The sequence below is a fragment of the Klebsiella sp. K5-204 genome (genome assembly GCF_030128585.1).
GTDB lineage: Bacteria > Pseudomonadota > Gammaproteobacteria > Enterobacterales > Enterobacteriaceae > Klebsiella > Klebsiella quasipneumoniae.
The window spans coordinates 88,417-105,693 of sequence record NZ_JAKUZS010000008.1; the positions used below are offsets into that span (position 1 = coordinate 88,417).

The window sequence follows — 17,277 nt, forward strand, 5'->3', positions numbered from 1 at the left end:
TTATTGAAGGGAGAAAGGGGGATCGTCTGTTATTCCCCTTATTTAAGCGTATGAGATATCCTTTTTTTGTGGTTGGTTTAGTGCTGTCGTCTTCTATCGCGCAAGCCAGCGTGGTGGTTGGCGGTACGCGCCTTGTCTTTGATGGTACGAAGAATAACGCCGTTATTAGCGTTGAGAATAAAGATCAGAACAGCAATATTGTGCAGTCCTGGCTCTCTGTGGTTGATGCTGCTTCACCAGCAAAAGATGCATTTATTATTACACCACCGCTATTTCGTCTTAAAGCCAGAGAAAAAGGATTTGTGCGTATTGTCCGTTCAGGAAAGATGTTACCAGACGACCGCGAATCCATGTTTTGGCTAAATATTAAAGGGATCCCGGCGACGGAATATATTCCTGATAAAAATGTCGTGCAGTTTGCTATCAACTCGAAAATAAAATTAATTTACCGGCCTGCCGCGTTAAAAGGTAATACACCAGAAAGCTATGCCGACAAATTACGATGGGGTAAAGAAGGGGCGTCCCTAACGGTAAAAAATAGTTCGCCAGTGTATATGAATTTCTCGCAGGTTAGTATTAACGGTAAAAATATTTCTGGTGCATGGTTTGCAGCCCCGTTTTCGACTTTAAAAATACCCGTCAGGAGTAACCTGTCCTCGGCAGGAAAAAAAGAAATCACATGGAGCGTGATTAATGATTATGGTATGTCAGGGAAGAAATATACCGCTCTTATTCAGTAGCATTGAGCCGCTATTTCCAACAAAAAGTCTCTGCGTCGCTATTTTTCTGTGCCTGAGTACCCTACCTACTTGCGCTGAGGCCGGCGAATATTTCAATCCAAACCTACTCGAAGTCACCGCTAATAGCGCGGCTTCAGTTGATCTGTCTTATTTTTCGCAAGATGGCGTACCGCCTGGCACTTATTACCTGGATGTTTTCATCAATGATAAGTATGTCGGTTCTGAATCGCTCCTGTTTCAGGTAAATAACCCTGACGCTGGTGCAAACGCAACGGTGACTCCCTGTCTTTCTACGGAGTTTCTTCATTCATGGCTCATCAATACCGCCGCCTATCCGAAGCTGTTCGAGGCAGGAGAAACCTGTGCTCAGCTGTCGGCGATCCCGGGCGTGACGTTTACGGTTTCACTTGCCCAACAGCGGATAGATTTTACCGTCCCACAAGCCGCCATGCTGAACCGCCCCAGGGACTATGTGCCGGAGAGCCAGTGGCAGCAGGGGATTAACGCCGGTATTCTCAACTACAGCATTTCCGGGCAGCGCAATACCCCGCGACATAACGGCGCGACTATCGACAGTCAGTTTATCAGCCTGCAGCCTGGCGTGAACCTGGGGCCGTGGCGCCTGCGCAACTACAGCACCTATAGCCACAGCGACAATAGCAGTCGCTGGGAGTCGGTATACTCCTATATCACCCGCGATATCCAAACCCTGCGCAGTCAACTGGTGGTAGGCAACACCTATACGTCGTCCGGCATCTTCGACAGCATGAGCTTTACCGGCCTACAGCTCAGCTCAGATAAAGAGATGCTGCCGGATAGCCTTCACGGGTTTGCGCCGACGATCAAGGGTATTGCGCGTACCACCGCTGAGGTCTCGGTCTATCAGAATGGCTATAGCATTTATAAAACCACCGTTGCACCCGGCGCCTTTGAAATAAAAGATCTTTACGCCACCGGCAGCGCCGGCGATCTGTACGTCAGCATTAAAGAGTCTGACGGCAGCGAGCAAAACTTTGTGGTGCCATTCGCCTCGCTGGCGATCCTGCAGCGCGAGGGCCAGCTGGACTATGCGCTGAGCAGTGGCAGAACGCGCTCAGGTAGCTCCGACGATAAAGAATATAACTTTATTCAGTCCTCTCTGGTTTATGGCGTGACCAGCAACGTTACTCTTTATAGCGGCTTTCAGCAGGCGGAAGATAAATACACCAACTTGCTGTTAGGCGCCGGTTTTAATCTTGGGACTATCGGCGCCCTCTCATTTGATGGTTCTCAGTCATGGGCTGATGTCAACGCCAACGCCGCGGCCACATCGACCAGTAAAGAACAGGGGCAATCTTATCGCGTCCGCTTTAGCAAAAGTTTTCTCCAGACCGGGACCAACTTTTCCGTGGCCGGTTATCGCTATTCCACCGCGGGATACTATTCGTTTCAGGATTTTGTCGATAACGCTTCCACTCAGTATGACTGCTGTACCAGCAACGGCAGAACGAAAGGCCGTTTTGACGCCTCGGTGTCACAGACGCTGTTTGGCTATGGCTCACTTTCGCTGTCGCTGATCAATGAAACCTACTGGGACAACTCGCGCATGGCGTCGGTCGGGGTGGGCTATAGCGGAGCAATCGGCAAAGCCTCCTACTTTATTAACTATTCCTATAACCGCAACGTGCAGAACACCGATGACAGCGGTCATAACCGGCCGGCCAGCGATACGGTCGTCTCCCTGACGTTAAGCATTCCGCTGGGAGACTCACTCTCCGCGAATTACACCATGAACCATGGCCGCCATAACGACACCACGCACAGCGTGGGACTTAACGGTTCAGCGTTCGAGGATCGCTCCCTGAACTGGAGCGTGCTGGAAGGGTACAACACCCAGGATAAGAGCACTTCCGGCAACCTCAGCGTCAACTACCAGGGGGCAAAAGGCGACGTGGCGGGCGGCTATGGCTACGACCGCTACAGCAATCACTACAACTATTCGCTGCGCGGCGGCATGGTTGCCCATTCAGGGGGGCTCACGCTGTCACGCTTTCTGGGGGAGAGTTCGGCGCTGGTCGAGACCCCCGGCGTCAGCGATGTGACGGTGCGCGGCCAGACAAACGTGACGACGGATGCCACCGGATATGCCGTGGTGCCCTACGTCCGTCCATACCATCGTAATAGCCTGGCGCTGGATGAACAGGAAATCCCCGGCGCTGAAGTGGATAACGTTGCCAGAACGGTGGTACCGACGCGCAACGCGATCGTCAAAGTGCAGTATGACACGCGAATTGGCTATAAGGCGATGCTCACACTGCGCACCCGCAGCGGGGTGGTGCCCTTCGGCGCGCTGGTGACCCTCGATAACGCTCGGCCTAACACCAGCGTCTCGCGCAGCAATATCGTTGGCGATGAGGGGCAGGTTTACCTGACGGGGTTGCAGAAAAAAGGCCAGCTGCTAGCACGCTGGGGGGACAAAAGCAGTGAGCAGTGCACCGCTCATTATGATTTCTCCAGCACCACGCTGAGCGACAATATTCAGTTTTATCAGGCCATCTGCCGATAATGGCCGCACGTTCGCAACAGGAAAAAAGGGCTGATATGAGCATTAAAGACTGCGGAGCAGGGGGCTGTGTACTGGCTAGCCTTTTACTGCTCTCCGCTCCCGGGTTGGCTTACGAGAGCAACAGCACGGTCAATTTTAAGGTTACGGGCACGATCGAAGCGCCCTCCTGTGAGGTGGCTGTGGAGCCGTCGAATCGTATTGATTTGGGCACCGTTCCCTATCAGACGTTCTCCGGAAAAGCGGGATCGAGCAGCGCCAGCGTGCCGGTGAAGCTGCTCTTTTCCAACTGTTCCGCCTATGCGTCAGCAGTGACGATCACATTCAGTGGGGCTGGTTTCGATGAAGCCCATACTTCGATCTATAAAAGCTATATGACAGGCAATAGCGGGGCCAGCGGCATTGGTTTGCAACTGCTCAGCATGGCCGACCAGCAGCCGCTGGGCCCCGGTAACCAGTATCTCTTCACCTTTGATAGCGAAGCGGACATCCACACGTTCACCATGGCGGCACGGATGTACTCACCTTATGGCCAGGTGAGTCCCGGCATTGTCGGTTTTACCGCCACGTTTGATGTGGCTTATAAATAATCATTTCGACAGGGAAGTTTATGAAAAAGCTTATTTTATTTTTCATTGTGGTGCTGATCCCCTCCTACAGCTGGGCGTTATGTGAGGGGAAAAATTATGGCGATATCTCGATGACTAACCTGCCGGAAAAAATACTGATCAACGCCGGAAATTATACCGCGGGTACGGTGCTATACGATTCCGGGAAAATGAATCACGCGCAAACGTTTATGCTCAATTGCCAGGGGCAAATTTACGCGGTGTTTGCCTGGTCTTCGAGCAATGCCGGGGCGTTGGTCGGCGATAACATCTATACCACCTCGGTGCAGGGGATCGGGATACGCGTTAAAGTGTGGCTTAATATCAGTGGTGAATATGAGAACGATACAGATGATTTCACTCCCGACTCGCAGGTGCATTATATCGGCGATGCCAACTTTAAACTCGGTGAGCCTAATGGCTTTTTAGATTACTTCGCTTCCACACATTACACCCCGGCGTATCAGCTGCAGCTGGTAGCGACTGGCGGCGCGATTGCCAGCAATAGTACATTATCCTTTAACGACCCGGTGGCGACGGTATCGGCAAAGGATAAGTCAGGCTCGGTAGCGATTTCCCAACTGCATATCAGCGGAACCACCAGCATCCAGATGATCCCGATGGGGTGCGATGTCAGTAGCAATAATCTTAGTTTTGCCATGGGCAGCATCAATACCGGCGAGTTTAATAGCGCGACGAAGGTAGGATCAGCGCGGCAGTCCATGAATCTCTTTTGCGAGCCGGGAACCAATGTTTCGATGCGGGTGGTGGCGGCGGAAGCGAGTGGGGATAATCCGGATAACACCGTAATGGCCTTAACGGCAGAAGAGAATGTTGCCACCGGGGTGGGGGTCCAGTTGAATCTGGATGGCGAAGCGCTGCCATTGAATACCGACATCAGCCTCTATACCTCGAGCCGTACGACGGTAACGAACGACGGCGCAGATGCCAGCTATAGCTATTTCACCCATCCCGACAGTCCTGGCGGGGCAGCCGCTCAGCAGTCGCTCGCTTTTTCCACAAACTATTATAAGACGGGAAGTATAGTGACAGCAGGTTCAGCAAACGCAGCAGGGGTGATCACCTTCACCTACAACTGACGGGGGCAGAATAAGCCCCTTCCCCGGACGATGCCGGGGAAGGGGGAGAAGATTAATGCGCCTGACCGCGTTCGATACCGATGCCGGTTTGTGAACGGATAAACTGGGCGCGGAACTGCTCGCGCTCGCGCATCCCTTCCGGTGAGTTATCGGTCGCGGAGAAGAGCCAGATACCGATGAACGCGATAGCGATGGAGAACAGCGCCGGATATTCATACGGGAACAGCGCTTTCTCATGACCGAGGATCTGCACCCAAATGGTCGGGCCGAGGATCATCAGAATCACCGCCGTCAGCAGACCCAGCCAGCCGCCGATCATCGCCCCGCGGGTGGTCAGCTTCGACCAGTACATCGACAGCAGAATGATCGGGAAATTACAGCTGGCGGCAATAGAGAACGCCAGGCCGACCATGAAAGCGATATTCTGATTTTCGAACAGGATGCCCAGCAGAATGGCCACCACGCCGAGGATCAGCACCGTAATTTTGGAGACCTTCAGCTCCTGACGCTCGGTCGCCCCTTTACGGAAGACGTTGGCGTACAGGTCGTGCGACACCGCTGAGGCGCCCGCCAGCGTCAAGCCAGCGACCACCGCCAGAATGGTGGCGAAGGCGACCGCGGAGATAAAGCCGAGGAACAGGTTGCCGCCCACCGCATCCGCCAGATGCACCGCCGCCATATTATTGCCGCCGATAAGCTGCCCGGCCGCGTCTTTGAACACTGGGTTCGCGCCGACCAGCATGATGGCGCCGAAGCCGATGATAAAGGTCAGAATATAGAAGTAGCCCATAAAACCGGTGGCGTAGAACACGCTTTTACGCGCTTCTTTGGCGTCGCTCACGGTGAAGAAACGCATCAGGATATGCGGCAGGCCGGCGGTACCAAACATCAGACCGAGGCCAAGGGAGAGCGCGGATATCGGATCTTTCACCAGCCCACCCGGGCTCATAATCGCCGCGCCTTTCGGGTGGACGGCCATCGCTTCGGTAAACAGATTATTGAAGCTGAAGCCGACGTGCTTCATCACCATAAAGGCCATAAAGCTGGCGCCGAACAGCAGCAGAACCGCTTTGATAATCTGCACCCAGGTGGTCGCCAGCATGCCGCCGAACAGGACATAGAGCACCATCAGGACGCCCACCAGCACCACCGCAACGTGATAGTTAAGACCGAACAGCAGCTGGATCAGCTTGCCGGCGCCGACCATTTGGGCGATCAGATAGAGGGCCACCACCACCAGCGAGCCGCAGGCGGAGAGGGTGCGGATCGGTCCCTGTTTGAGACGATAGGACGCCACGTCGGCAAAGGTGTAGCGGCCAAGGTTACGCAGACGTTCGGCAATCAGAAACAGGATAATCGGCCAGCCGACAAGGAAGCCCAGCGAGTAGATCAGACCGTCGTAACCGGAGGTATACACCAGCGCGGAGATACCAAGGAACGACGCTGCCGACATAAAGTCGCCGGCAATCGCCAGCCCGTTCTGGAAACCGGTGATATTGCCGCCGGCGGTGTAGTAATCGCTGCGCGAACGCACCCGTTTTGACGCCCAGTAAGTGATGTACAGGGTCAGGGCGACGAAAATCAGGAACATGACAATCGCTTGCCAGTTGGTCGGCTGGCGCTGTACCGCGCCGGTAATGGCATCTGCGGCCTGAACGCCGAGGGGCAGCAGCGTGGCGGCGAGCGCCGTCAGGACTCTCTTGATCATGCTTTTACCTCGTTGAGAACGCTCTTGGTCAAACGGTCAAATTCACCGTTGGCCCGCCAGACATAAATACCGGTGAGAACAAACGAAATGACGATCACCCCGATGCCCAGCGGGATCCCGCGGGTGACGCTGGTCCCGGCGTGCAGCGGCGTGCCGAGCCAGCCTGGCGCGAAGGCGATAAGCAGAATAAAGCCCACATAGATCACTAACATAATCACTGACAGAATGGCGGCAAACCGTTGCCGTGATGCTACCAGCTCCCTGAAATGCGCACTATTTTCTATCCGCTGACAAAGTTGTTCATTCATCTTAGCGTCTCCAGAGGTCTCCCTTTCGTCATCCACGCAGCGGACGCTGGCGACAGCAACCCCTCCGGCGTTAAAGGCCGGGATACGGTTCGCTGACGGCGTTCCTGCGAGTGAAATCCTGGGGGAGGGACTTATTTTTATCCTCTCCCCGGTGGGGGAGAGGGTGTAGGGAATCGGTCCTTACTTAAGAAGGCATGGTAATGGCCTGCTTCTCTTCGAGCAGTTTTTCCACTACGCCAGGATCGGCGAGAGTCGAGGTATCGCCGAGGTTGCTGGTGTCGCCCGCGGCGATCTTGCGCAGAATGCGGCGCATAATTTTGCCCGAGCGGGTTTTTGGCAACGAATCGGTCCAGTGCAGAACATCCGGCGTCGCCAGCGGGCCAATCTCTTTACGCACCCAGTTACGCACTTCCGCATACAGCTCCGGCGTCGGTTCTTCACCGTGATTGAGCGTCACGTAGGCGTAGATAGCCTGGCCCTTGATGTTGTGCGGAATACCGACCACTGCCGCTTCGGCGATTTTCGGGTGCGACACCAGCGCCGATTCGATCTCGGCAGTACCCAGACGGTGGCCGGAGACGTTCAGAACGTCATCCACGCGGCCGGTGATCCAGTAATAGCCATCTTCATCTCGGCGCGCGCCGTCGCCGCTAAAGTACATATTTTTGAAGGTGGAGAAGTAGGTTTGCTCAAAGCGCTCATGATCCCCGAACAGGGTTCGCGCCTGGCCGGGCCAGGAGTCGGCGATGGCAAGATTGCCCTCGGTGGCGCCATCCAGCGGCAGCCCTTCGTTATCCACCAGTACCGGCTGAACGCCGAAGAACGGGCGGGTAGCGGAGCCAGCCTTCAGCTCAATCGCCCCCGGCAGCGGGGTGATCATAAAGCCGCCGGTTTCGGTCTGCCACCAGGTGTCCATCACCGGGCACTTCTCGTTACCGATCTTCTTCCAGTACCACTCCCAGGCTTCCGGGTTAATGGGTTCGCCGACCGAGCCGAGAATGCGCAGTGAGGAGCGGTCCGTGCCTTCGATAGCCTTGTCGCCTTCCGCCATCAGGGCACGGATCGCCGTCGGAGCGGTATACAGAATGCTGACCTTATGCTTATCGACGACCTGGCACATACGCGCCGGGGTTGGCCAGTTCGGTACCCCTTCGAACATCAGAGTGGTGGCGCCGCAGGCCAGCGGGCCGTACAGCAGATAGCTGTGGCCGGTGACCCAGCCGACATCGGCGGTGCACCAGTAAATATCGCCCGGGTGGTAATCGAAAACGTATTTAAAGGTGGTGGCCGCGTAGACCAGATAGCCGCCGGTGGTGTGCAACACCCCTTTCGGTTTACCGGTGGAGCCAGAGGTATAGAGGATGAACAGCGGATCTTCGGCGTTCATCTCGACGGGGCGGTGTTCGGCGCTGGCGTTCGCCATCAGATCGCTCCACCACAGATCGCGGCCTTCCTGCCAGTCGATTTTACCGCCGGTACGTTTCAGGACCACGACGTGTTCAATGCTGTTGACGTTCGGGTTTTTCAGCGCGTCATCGACGTTTTTCTTCAGCGGGATGGCGCGACCGGCGCGCAGCCCTTCATCCGCGGTGATCACCAGGCGCGAGCTGGAGTCGATAATGCGTCCGGCCACCGCCTCCGGCGAGAAGCCACCGAAAATCACCGAGTGGATGGCGCCGATGCGGGCGCAGGCCAGCATCGCCACCGCGGCTTCCGGCACCATCGGCATATAGATGGCGACCACGTCGCCTTTTTTAATCCCGAGGCCGAGCAGCACATTGGCGAAGCGGCAGACGTCCGCATGCAGTTCACGGTAGGTGATGTGCTTGCTCTGGCTGGCGTCGTCGCCTTCCCAGATGATGGCGGTTTGATCGCCGCGCTCGGCGAGATGGCGGTCGAGGCAGTTGGCGGCGAGGTTCAGGGTGCCGTCTTCATACCATTTGATGGAAATGTTACCTGGCGCAAAGGAGGTATTCTTCACGCGGGTATAGGGGCGCATCCAGTCAAGGATTTTGCCCTGCTCGCCCCAGAATGTATCAGGGTCGGTTATGGATTGTTGATACTGCGCCTTGTACTGATCCGGGTTAATCAGGCAACGTTCCGCAATGTTAGCGGGAATAGGGTGTTTGTGTATTTGGCTCATGGCTTTTTTTCTCCTTTGAACTTGTTAAATATATGTCAAACAAACGTTAAGAGTAGGGGTTTTGACAGCTTTGTTTGTTAATTGGGGGGCAGATCACGCAATGATTCAACTGAGTGAAATTTCGTCAAATGAAACTTTGAAGTGAAATAATTGCGTAAATGAATTTATAGAAACGGAAGATGTGAAATATTTTTTATTACAAATACTTATGCATTGTAACTGGGGAAAATTCGTGACTTTATGCAGAAAACCAGAAGAAAGCCCTATTCTTAAAGGCTTGCGCAGCATGCCGTGCAAATGATACTGATATTGCGCGTTAAATAACCCCACAAAGCAACGCAACACAATTCATACCCCCTGCAGTGGGTACCATGACGAAAAGGAATGGTGCCTTTCATTGAGGAAGTCAGTAGTGAAGAAAACAAAAAAAGTCAGTCTGGCCTGGCAAATTTTGCTAGCCCTGGTGCTGGGTATCCTTTTGGGCAGTTATCTGCATTACCACGCCGAAAGTCGCGATTGGTTGATTAGCAATTTGCTGACGCCGGCGGGCGATATCTTTATCCATCTGATTAAAATGATCGTAGTCCCGATTGTTATTTCGACCCTGGTGGTCGGGATTGCCGGCGTGGGCGATGCCAAACAGTTAGGCCGGATCGGCGCCAAAACCATTATCTATTTCGAAGTGATCACCACGGTGGCGATCGTGCTGGGTATCACCCTGGCCAACGTCTTCCAGCCGGGAACGGGCATTGATATGTCGCAGCTGGCGGCGGTTGATATTTCGAAATACCAGAACACCACCGCTGAGGTGCAGAGCCATGCGCATGGCCTGATGGGCACCATCCTGTCGCTGGTGCCGACCAACATCGTGGCGTCGATGGCGAAAGGCGATATGCTGCCGATTATTTTCTTCTCGGTGCTGTTTGGTCTGGGGCTCTCCTCGCTGCCGGCGACGCACCGTGAGCCGCTGGTGACGGTCTTCCGCTCCATCTCCGAAACCATGTTCAAAGTCACCCATATGGTGATGCGCTATGCGCCGATCGGGGTGTTCGCCCTGATTTCAGTGACCGTCGCCACCTTTGGTTTCGCCTCGCTGTGGCCGCTGGCCAAGCTGGTGCTGCTGGTTTACTTCGCGATCCTGTTTTTCGCGCTGGTGGTGCTGGGGATTGTCGCCCGCCTGTGCGGCCTGAGCATCTGGATCCTAATCCGCATCCTGAAAGATGAGCTGATTCTGGCTTACTCCACCGCCAGCTCCGAGAGCGTGCTGCCGCGTATTATCGAGAAAATGGAAGCCTATGGCGCGCCGGCGTCGATCACCAGCTTCGTGGTGCCGACCGGCTACTCCTTTAACCTCGATGGCTCAACGCTGTATCAGAGCATCGCGGCGATCTTTATCGCCCAGCTGTACGGCATCGACCTCTCCATCTGGCAGGAGATCACCCTGGTACTGACCCTGATGGTGACCTCGAAAGGGATCGCCGGCGTGCCGGGCGTCTCTTTTGTGGTGCTGCTGGCCACCCTGGGCAGCGTCGGGATCCCGCTGGAGGGCCTCGCCTTTATCGCCGGCGTCGACCGTATCCTCGACATGGCGCGTACCGCGCTGAACGTGGTGGGCAATGCGCTGGCGGTGCTGGTTATCGCCAAGTGGGAGCATAAGTTCGACCGCAAAAAAGCGCTGGCGTATGAACGCGAAGTGCTGGGCAAGTTTGATAAAACCGCGCAATAAAACACAAAGCCCGGCGCGAGCGCCGGGCTTTTTCTTATCCTTTACTGATCCTGTCAAACTCTTCGCAGCCGGTATCAAACCCCTCCAGGCAACTGACGTTAAGCCAGTGCAGCGCCTTCTGCTTATTCGGTTCGATAAAGCCTTTCTCTCCCTGCTGGAACATCATCCCGGCCCAGTATTCGGCATAGCCGGTCCGCGAGAGCGCCGAGCTGCCTTTAAAGTAGGCGCTCGCTTTCCCATCATCTTCCGGACCGTGCACGCCGCTGGCGTAGATCAGCCCCAGCAGCATCTGGGCGTCTACCGCCGCATCGCTTTCGCTGTCCCGGGCGGCATCCTGCAGAAGCGTGATGGCGTGCGCCACGTCGGTGGGGCCAGCCTGACGGTTCACCAGCACTCGCGCGAGGACGATTTCCCCGGATTTACTGCCGGCCTCGACGGCTTTTTCCGCCAGCTGGCGAGCCTGCGGATAGTCCGCCTGCTGCGGATTGCGAATTTTTAGCTGCGCCAGCAGGGCCAGCGCGTCGCCATCGCCCTGCGCCGCTGCTTTCTGTGCCCAGAATTCGGCTTTCTGATAATCGCCGGAGCTAACCCAGGTATCCGCAAGGTAATATTGCGCGCGTCGATCGCCGGCTTCCGCCTGCTGTTGATACCGGCTACCCGGTTCGGTGGCCACCGCTGCGCCGCTGGTAATGACCAGTAAAAATAAAAAGAGGTATTTCATTTGTATTTATTATCAGCAAGGAACATAGCGCGCAGTATAAAGGGAGGCGAAAAAGAAGAAAATGACAGGGATCGGTAGGTAGAGCGGATTCGCTCTACCTACCGCAGGTACGCGGGCACGGCGCCGCTTGTATGCCGAGTGGCGGCTATGCCAGATCCGGCCTGGGGAGGGAGATGCGCCTGCCAACCGTAGGCCCGCGCAAGCGCAGCGCCGCCGGGCGACAGGCTGCGGGCACGGCGCCGCTTGTGTGTCGGGTGGCGGCTGCGCCTGATCCGGCCTGGGAAGGGAGACGCGCCTGCCAACCGTAGGCCCGCGCAAGCGCAGCGCCGCCGGGCGACAGGCTGCGGGCACGGCGCCGCTTGTGTGTCGGGTGGCGGCTGCGCCAGATCCGGCCTACGCATCCCGCGAGCCGGATCAGGCCGCTGCACCTTAACCCATCGCGCTTTCGCGCAGGCGGGATTTCAGCTTGTTGTACTCGTCGATCACGTACTGTTCCGCCGCGCGCTGATCGGCAATCCGCTCAACGTTGACCGCGCAGTACTTGTACTCCGGCGTTTTGGTTATCGGGCTCAGGTTCTCCGACACCAGCTCGTTACAGGCGCCAATCCACCACTGGTAGGTCATATACACCGCGCCTTTGTTCGGCCGGTCGCTGACCTGCGCGCGGGTGATGATCCGACCCTTGCGCGAATTCACCCACACCAGCGCTTCATCCTCAATGCCTAACCGTTCGGCGTCGGCGGTGTTGATCTGCGCATAGCCAGGCTCATCCGCCAGCGCCGCCAGCGCCGCGCAGTTACCGGTCATTGAACGGCACGAGTAGTGGCCGACTTCGCGCACCGTCGACAGCACCATCGGGTACTCGTCGGTGAGCTTATCGATCGGCGCGACCCAGTCGCAGGTGAAGAACTGCGCCAGCCCGTTCGGGGTATCGAACTTCTCTTTAAACAGATACGACGTCCCCTGATCGGCGTCGGACTCATCGCGGCACGGCCACATGACGTAGCCAAGCTCACCCATTTTCTCGTAGGTGGCGCCGTAGAAGTCCGGGCACAGATGCCGCAACTCGTCCCAGATCTCCTGGGTGTTGTTATAGTGCATCGGATAACCCATCCGGGTGGCGATTTCGCTGATGATCTGCCAGTCGGTTTTCAGGTCCCACTTCGGCTCTACCGCTTTAAAGAAGCGCTGGAAGCCGCGATCCGCTGCGGTGTACACGCCTTCGTGCTCGCCCCACGAGGTGGACGGCAGGATGACGTCGGCCGCGGAGGCGGTTTTGGTCATGAAAATGTCCTGGACGATAACCAGCTCCAGATCGTCGAACGCTTTGCGCACCGCCGAGAGTTCGGCATCGGTCTGCAGCGGATCTTCACCCATAATGTACGCCGCCCGCACTTCGCCGTGCGCCGCGCGGTGCGGCAGCTCGCTGATGCGATAGCCGGTATGTGCCGGCAGGCTGTCGACGCCCCAGGCTTTGGCGAACTTCTCGCGGTTTTCCGGGAACTTAACGTACTGATAGCCCGGATAGGTATCCGGCAGCGCCCCCATGTCGCAGGCGCCCTGGACGTTGTTCTGGCCGCGCACCGGGTTGACGCCGACGCTCGGTTTGCCGAGGTTGCCGGTGAGGATCGCCAGGCTGGTCAGCGAACGTACGGTCTCCACGCCCTGGTAGAACTGGGTCACGCCCATGCCCCACAGAATGGCGGCGGATTTGGCGCTGGCGTACATCCGGGCGCAGGCGCGGATCTCCTGGGCGCTGACCCCGGTGATCTCCTCCACCGACTCCGGCGTATAGCCTTCAACGATTTTGCGATACTCCTCGAAGCCTTCGGAACGGCTGGCGACGAAGGATTTATCGTACAGATCCTCTTCAATAATCACGTGGCCAATGGCGTTGAGCAGCGCGATATTCGAGCCGTTCTTCAGCGCAATGTGCATATCGGCGATGCGCGCGGTTTCAATTTTGCGCGGGTCGCAGACGATAATTTTCGCCCCGTTGCGTTTAGCGTTAATGACGTGATTCGCCACGATAGGGTGGGAATCCGCCGGGTTGTAACCGAAGATAAACACCAGATCGGTGTTATCAATCTCCGTGATGGCATTACTCATGGCGCCATTACCGACCGACTGGTGCAGACCTGCAACCGAAGGGCCGTGTCAGACGCGAGCGCAGCAGTCGACGTTATTGGTACCAATAACGGCGCGCGCGAATTTTTGCATCACATAGTTGGTTTCATTACCGGTACCGCGGGAGGAGCCGGTGGTTTGGATCGCATCCGGGCCATATTTGGCTTTAATGGCGCTGAGGCGAGTGGCGACGTAATCCAGCGCCTCATCCCAGGAGACAGCTTCCAGCTTGCCGCCGCGTTGACGACGGATCATGGGGGTTTTCAGGCGCGGCGTCAGGATCTGGGTATCGTTAATAAAGTCCCAGCCATAATAGCCCTTCAGGCACAGGGTTCCCTGGTTGGTTTTCCCCTGCGCCGCTTCAGCCCGAACGATTTTGCCGTTATCGACCACCAGGTTGATTTTGCAACCTGATGCGCAATACGGGCAAACCGTGACGACTTTTTTCATCGGTCTTGCTCCAGTTATTCAATGGGCGCGTTTGCGCTATCGCGCCGTCACTATGCATCTTCTATGCCATATTTTCATTGTGGGTATTCCTTGATGATACGTGGCTTTTTTGGGCGAAATGCTGACGAAAAACAGCCTGTCGACAGATTTGACGTGTCGATACCCTGGAGATGTGACGGCGCTTGAAAAAATGTCACCGGGAGAGGAATTTGTCGGCGCAGCCTTGCAGAATCGATCAGACTGACACTAACTCCCCGCGGGCAGAGGCAAAGATGAAACCGGTCATTTTAGTGGTTGATGACGACATAGCGATGGGCGAGCTGCTCAGCGATGTGCTCGGCGCGCACGCGTTTGAGGTGCTGGTCTGCCAGACCGGCGGCGACGCGCTGGCGACGGTGGCGCAGCGGGCGGACATCGCGCTGGTTTTGCTGGATATGATCCTGCCGGATACCCATGGTTTGCAGGTGCTCCAGCAGCTGCAGCGCACGCGGCCTGAGCTGCCGGTGGTGATGCTCTCCGGCCTGGGCAGCGAGTCCGATGTGGTGGTGGGCCTGGAGATGGGCGCCGATGATTACATCGCCAAACCGTTCAGTTCGCGGGTGGTGGTCGCCCGGGTGAAGGCGGTGCTGCGGCGCAGCGGGGCGCTGGCCAGCGAGGCGCCGGGCGGCGTCGCTGGCCTGACGTTCAACGGCTGGCGGCTGGATACCACCCGCTGTGAGCTGTATAACCCACAGCAGCAGGCGATCCCGCTGACTCAGGGAGAATACGGTTTGCTGCTGGCGCTGGCGCAGAACGCCCGCCGGGTGCTGAACCGTGAACAGCTGCTGGCGCTAACCCATACCGAAAGCACCGAGGTGTTCGATCGCACCATCGATGTGCTGATCATGCGCCTGCGGCGCAAAGTCGAATTGAACCCGCATCAGCCGACGCTGATTAAAACGCTGCGCGGCCTGGGCTATGTCTTTTCCGCCGACGTGACCCACAGCGAGAAGGCGGCGTAGGGTGGGGGCTGTCTAACCGGCCTGCCCATTGCTGGCGGTGTTAACCCCTCTCACTATTCTGCAACTGAATAAACGCCTGCAGCTCAGAGAGCGTTTTGGCGCCGTCGATCGCATTGGCGGCCTGCAGGCTGGCGCGGGCGCAGGCATGAGCCAGCTGCAGACTGTCGGTTAACGGCCAGCGTTCATGGCTGCCGTACAGCAGGCCGGCGCAGAAGGCATCTCCGGCGCCGACGCTGCCGACAATCTCCTCCGGCGGCAGCCGCCATGACGGTACCCAGCGCCCGGCTTCGGTACGGGAGACGCCCCATGCCCCCTCCGGACAGTGGATCACCACCCGCTGGCGCACGCCTGCGTCAAGCAATGCGCTGGCGGCGCGGGCGATATGGGCGACGTGCGGCTCGCCGTTGGGTAGACGAATCTCCAGCCCGCTAAACTCGCTGGCTTCCAGCTCATTGATAGTCAGGTAGTCAAGATGCGCCAGCGCCGGCAGGACCAGCGGGCGGTAGCGCGGGTCGCCCTTGCGCGACACCAGATCGAGGGAAACCTCATAGCCTCGCTCGCGCATCTGCGCCAGCAACCGCGCGCTGCGGGTGCCGTACTCTTCGTCGGGGCGATCGAGACTCTCAAGCAGCAGCAGATAGCCGAGATGGAAAATTTTCAGCGGCGCATCCAGCGGCTCAAAGGCCGGAAGGTCAAGCAGGCGGTTGGCGCCGGGAGAGTGAAAGAAGGTGCGCTGGCCTTCGGCGTCGGTCATCACCTGAGTCATCGAGGTGGGGGCGGAGCTGGTGCGCTGCACAAGCTGGCGATTGATATGGTACTGATCGAGCATGGCGGTAATATAGTCGCCATCGTTATCCTCGCCAATCAGGCCGACCGCCTGCAGCGGCAGTCCGGCGTGCATTTTGGCCAGGGTCAGCAGGACATTCAGCGGCGCGCCGCCGGTGGCGCGTTCGCTGTGAATAATTTCCACCAGCCAGCCGCGCTCCGGCCACTGTCTGATCTGATGGACATGATCGACCAGCATGTTGCCTGCGGCAATAATCCCTTTACGTTCCATGATCGCTACTCCGCGCCGTCATACTCGTTAAGCGTAGCGCACAATCGGCGGAACGATTGTGCGCCCGGTTGCGCTTATTTCACGGTCCAGCCTTTGTAAGAGCTGACGTTGTTTTTGTCGATCATGGTCACCGGGATCAGCACCGGCGCGGTTGGGGCCGGTTTGCCCTGCAGGATGTTGTAGCCAATCTCCACCGCCTTCGCCGCCATCACCTGCGGATCCTGCGCCGGCGTCGCGACGAACAGCGAGTTCTTACGCTTCAGCGCCTCTTCGCCGTCCGGGCTGCCGTCGACGCCGACGATGAAGAACTCGCTGCGCTGCGCCTGTTTCGCCGCCAGATCGGCGCCAATCGCCGTCGGATCGTTGATCGCGAACACGCCGTCAATCTTCGGATTGGCCGCCAGCAGGGAGGTCATCACCTCCAGTCCGCCTTCCCGGCTGCCTTTCGCGTTCTGGTTGGAGGACAAAATTTTAATATCCGGGTGTTTTTTGAACTCCGTTTCGCAGCCTTCGACGCGGTTTTGTACGGCGGAGACCGGCGGCCCGTTGATGATCACCACGTTGCCTTTGTTGTTCAGACGGTCGCTAATGTATTTACAGGCCAGCTCGCCCGCCTGGGTGTTATCGGAGGTGATGGTGGCGTCGGCCCCTTCGGCGGCAACGTCAACCGCCACCACCACGATCCCGGCCTCTTTGGCCCGCTTCACCGCCGGGCCAATGCCTTTCGAATCGGCGGCGTTGAGGATAATCATATCGACCCTGGCGGCGATAAAGTTGTCGATCTGCGCCACCTGCTGGCCCAGGTCGTAGCCGCTGGAGACCAGCGTCACTTTGACGTTATCCCCCGCCAGCTTGCGGGCTTCCAGCTCCGCGCCCTTGGTGATCTGCACAAAAAACGGGTTGGCAAGGTCGCCCACCGTCACGCCTATCGCTTTCAGCTCTTTGGCCGACGCAAAGGGGGAGGCGGCCAGCAGCGCGCCAGCACACAGCGCGGTGACTATCGGTTTTAAACGCATTCGCTTTTCCTCGCAGGTAAGATGGTGTTG

General features: G+C 57.4%; 13 protein-coding genes and 1 pseudogene. 7 read left to right on the forward strand and 7 right to left on the reverse strand.

The genetic code is table 11. The features are described 5' to 3' along the window. The first annotated feature begins 50 nt into the window (after nt 1–50). The 4 genes from MKR05_RS20710 to MKR05_RS20725 are packed head-to-tail and all read left to right on the forward strand — an operon-like array spanning nt 51 to nt 4,990. Nucleotides 51–740: a fimbrial assembly chaperone gene (locus MKR05_RS20710; protein ID WP_044525145.1), complete on the forward strand. Its 690-nt coding sequence runs from the start codon at nt 51–53 to the stop codon at nt 738–740. Beyond that, nucleotides 694–3,285 (forward strand): fimbria/pilus outer membrane usher protein, encoded by a 2,592-nt coding sequence (locus tag MKR05_RS20715; protein WP_048296444.1) that lies wholly within the window; start codon nt 694–696, stop codon nt 3,283–3,285. The genes MKR05_RS20710 and MKR05_RS20715 overlap by 47 nt, the downstream gene beginning before the upstream one ends. A gap of 35 nt (nt 3,286–3,320) precedes the next feature. Next, the gene (locus MKR05_RS20720) at nt 3,321–3,872 is read left to right on the forward strand and encodes a fimbrial protein (protein WP_044525147.1); all 552 of its coding nucleotides are present in this window, start codon (nt 3,321–3,323) and stop codon (nt 3,870–3,872) included. Nucleotides 3,873–3,892: 20 nt separating this feature from the next. After that, complete coding sequence (locus MKR05_RS20725; RefSeq protein ID WP_048296445.1) at nt 3,893–4,990, forward strand: type 1 fimbrial protein; 1,098 nt, start codon at nt 3,893–3,895, stop codon at nt 4,988–4,990. A 52-nt stretch (nt 4,991–5,042) separates the two neighbouring features. On the opposite strand, the gene actP is transcribed toward MKR05_RS20725, so the two are convergent. The 3 genes from actP to acs all read right to left on the reverse strand — a co-directional run bounded on the left by actP (nt 5,043) and on the right by acs (nt 9,149). Next, complete coding sequence (gene actP, locus MKR05_RS20730) at nt 5,043–6,695, reverse strand: cation/acetate symporter ActP (RefSeq protein WP_032429245.1); 1,653 nt, start codon at nt 6,693–6,695, stop codon at nt 5,043–5,045. Next, nucleotides 6,695–7,006 carry a DUF485 domain-containing protein gene (locus tag MKR05_RS20735; protein ID WP_004206350.1) on the reverse strand — a complete coding sequence of 104 codons (312 nt, stop codon included), beginning with the start codon at nt 7,004–7,006 and terminating at the stop codon, nt 6,695–6,697. Before MKR05_RS20735 ends, actP begins: the two co-directional genes overlap by 1 nt. A 184-nt stretch (nt 7,007–7,190) precedes the next feature. Beyond that, a complete protein-coding gene (gene acs / locus MKR05_RS20740; RefSeq protein WP_004206352.1) occupies nt 7,191–9,149 on the reverse strand; it encodes an acetate--CoA ligase in 1,959 nt (652 codons plus the stop codon). Nucleotides 9,150–9,249: 100 nt separating this feature from the next. On the opposite strand from acs, the pseudogene MKR05_RS20745 reads away from it, so the two are divergent. Both MKR05_RS20745 and gltP read left to right on the forward strand, forming a co-directional pair. Next, a pseudogene (locus MKR05_RS20745) lies at nt 9,250–9,450 on the forward strand (hypothetical protein). Nucleotides 9,451–9,561: 111 nt separating this feature from the next. Further along, nucleotides 9,562–10,875 (forward strand): glutamate/aspartate:proton symporter GltP, encoded by a 1,314-nt coding sequence (gene gltP / locus MKR05_RS20750; RefSeq protein WP_004206354.1) that lies wholly within the window; start codon nt 9,562–9,564, stop codon nt 10,873–10,875. Between the two features lie 34 nt (nt 10,876–10,909). On the opposite strand, the gene MKR05_RS20755 is transcribed toward gltP, so the two are convergent. Next, entirely contained in the window at nt 10,910–11,596 is a 687-nt protein-coding gene (locus tag MKR05_RS20755) for a tetratricopeptide repeat protein (RefSeq protein WP_023291654.1), read from the reverse strand. A 429-nt stretch (nt 11,597–12,025) separates the two neighbouring features. Beyond that, nucleotides 12,026–14,173: a formate dehydrogenase subunit alpha gene (fdhF, locus tag MKR05_RS20760; RefSeq protein ID WP_077598907.1), complete on the reverse strand. Its 2,148-nt coding sequence runs from the start codon at nt 14,171–14,173 to the stop codon at nt 12,026–12,028. Nucleotides 14,174–14,445: 272 nt separating this feature from the next. On the opposite strand from fdhF, the gene MKR05_RS20765 reads away from it, so the two are divergent. After that, nucleotides 14,446–15,174, forward strand: coding sequence for a response regulator (locus MKR05_RS20765; protein ID WP_023291655.1), 729 nt, complete (start codon nt 14,446–14,448; stop codon nt 15,172–15,174). 40 nt (nt 15,175–15,214) lie between these two features. Here the strand turns inward: MKR05_RS20765 and MKR05_RS20770 are convergent, their stop codons facing one another. Together MKR05_RS20770 and MKR05_RS20775 are read right to left on the reverse strand one after the other, a co-directional pair. Beyond that, the gene (locus MKR05_RS20770) at nt 15,215–16,231 is read right to left on the reverse strand and encodes a carbohydrate kinase family protein (RefSeq protein WP_032454581.1); all 1,017 of its coding nucleotides are present in this window, start codon (nt 16,229–16,231) and stop codon (nt 15,215–15,217) included. Nucleotides 16,232–16,305: 74 nt separating this feature from the next. Beyond that, nucleotides 16,306–17,247 (reverse strand): ABC transporter substrate-binding protein, encoded by a 942-nt coding sequence (locus tag MKR05_RS20775; protein WP_032454582.1) that lies wholly within the window; start codon nt 17,245–17,247, stop codon nt 16,306–16,308. Between the last annotated feature and the right edge of the window lie 30 nt (nt 17,248–17,277).

Bases quoted from the DNA above. Each gene is read 5' to 3' on its own strand.
- MKR05_RS20710 (WP_044525145.1), top strand. From the start codon at position 51: ATGAGATATCCTTTTTTTGTGGTTGGTTTAGTGCTGTCGTCTTCTATC.
- MKR05_RS20715 (WP_048296444.1), top strand. From the start codon at position 694: ATGATTATGGTATGTCAGGGAAGAAATATACCGCTCTTATTCAGTAGC.
- MKR05_RS20720 (WP_044525147.1), top strand. From the start codon at position 3,321: ATGAGCATTAAAGACTGCGGAGCAGGGGGCTGTGTACTGGCTAGCCTT.
- MKR05_RS20725 (WP_048296445.1), top strand. From the start codon at position 3,893: ATGAAAAAGCTTATTTTATTTTTCATTGTGGTGCTGATCCCCTCCTAC.
- MKR05_RS20735 (WP_004206350.1), bottom strand. From the start codon at position 7,006: ATGAATGAACAACTTTGTCAGCGGATAGAAAATAGTGCGCATTTCAGG.
- acs (WP_004206352.1), bottom strand. From the start codon at position 9,149: ATGAGCCAAATACACAAACACCCTATTCCCGCTAACATTGCGGAACGT.
- MKR05_RS20755 (WP_023291654.1), bottom strand. From the start codon at position 11,596: ATGAAATACCTCTTTTTATTTTTACTGGTCATTACCAGCGGCGCAGCG.
- MKR05_RS20765 (WP_023291655.1), top strand. From the start codon at position 14,446: ATGAAACCGGTCATTTTAGTGGTTGATGACGACATAGCGATGGGCGAG.
- MKR05_RS20770 (WP_032454581.1), bottom strand. From the start codon at position 16,231: ATGGAACGTAAAGGGATTATTGCCGCAGGCAACATGCTGGTCGATCAT.
- MKR05_RS20775 (WP_032454582.1), bottom strand. From the start codon at position 17,247: ATGCGTTTAAAACCGATAGTCACCGCGCTGTGTGCTGGCGCGCTGCTG.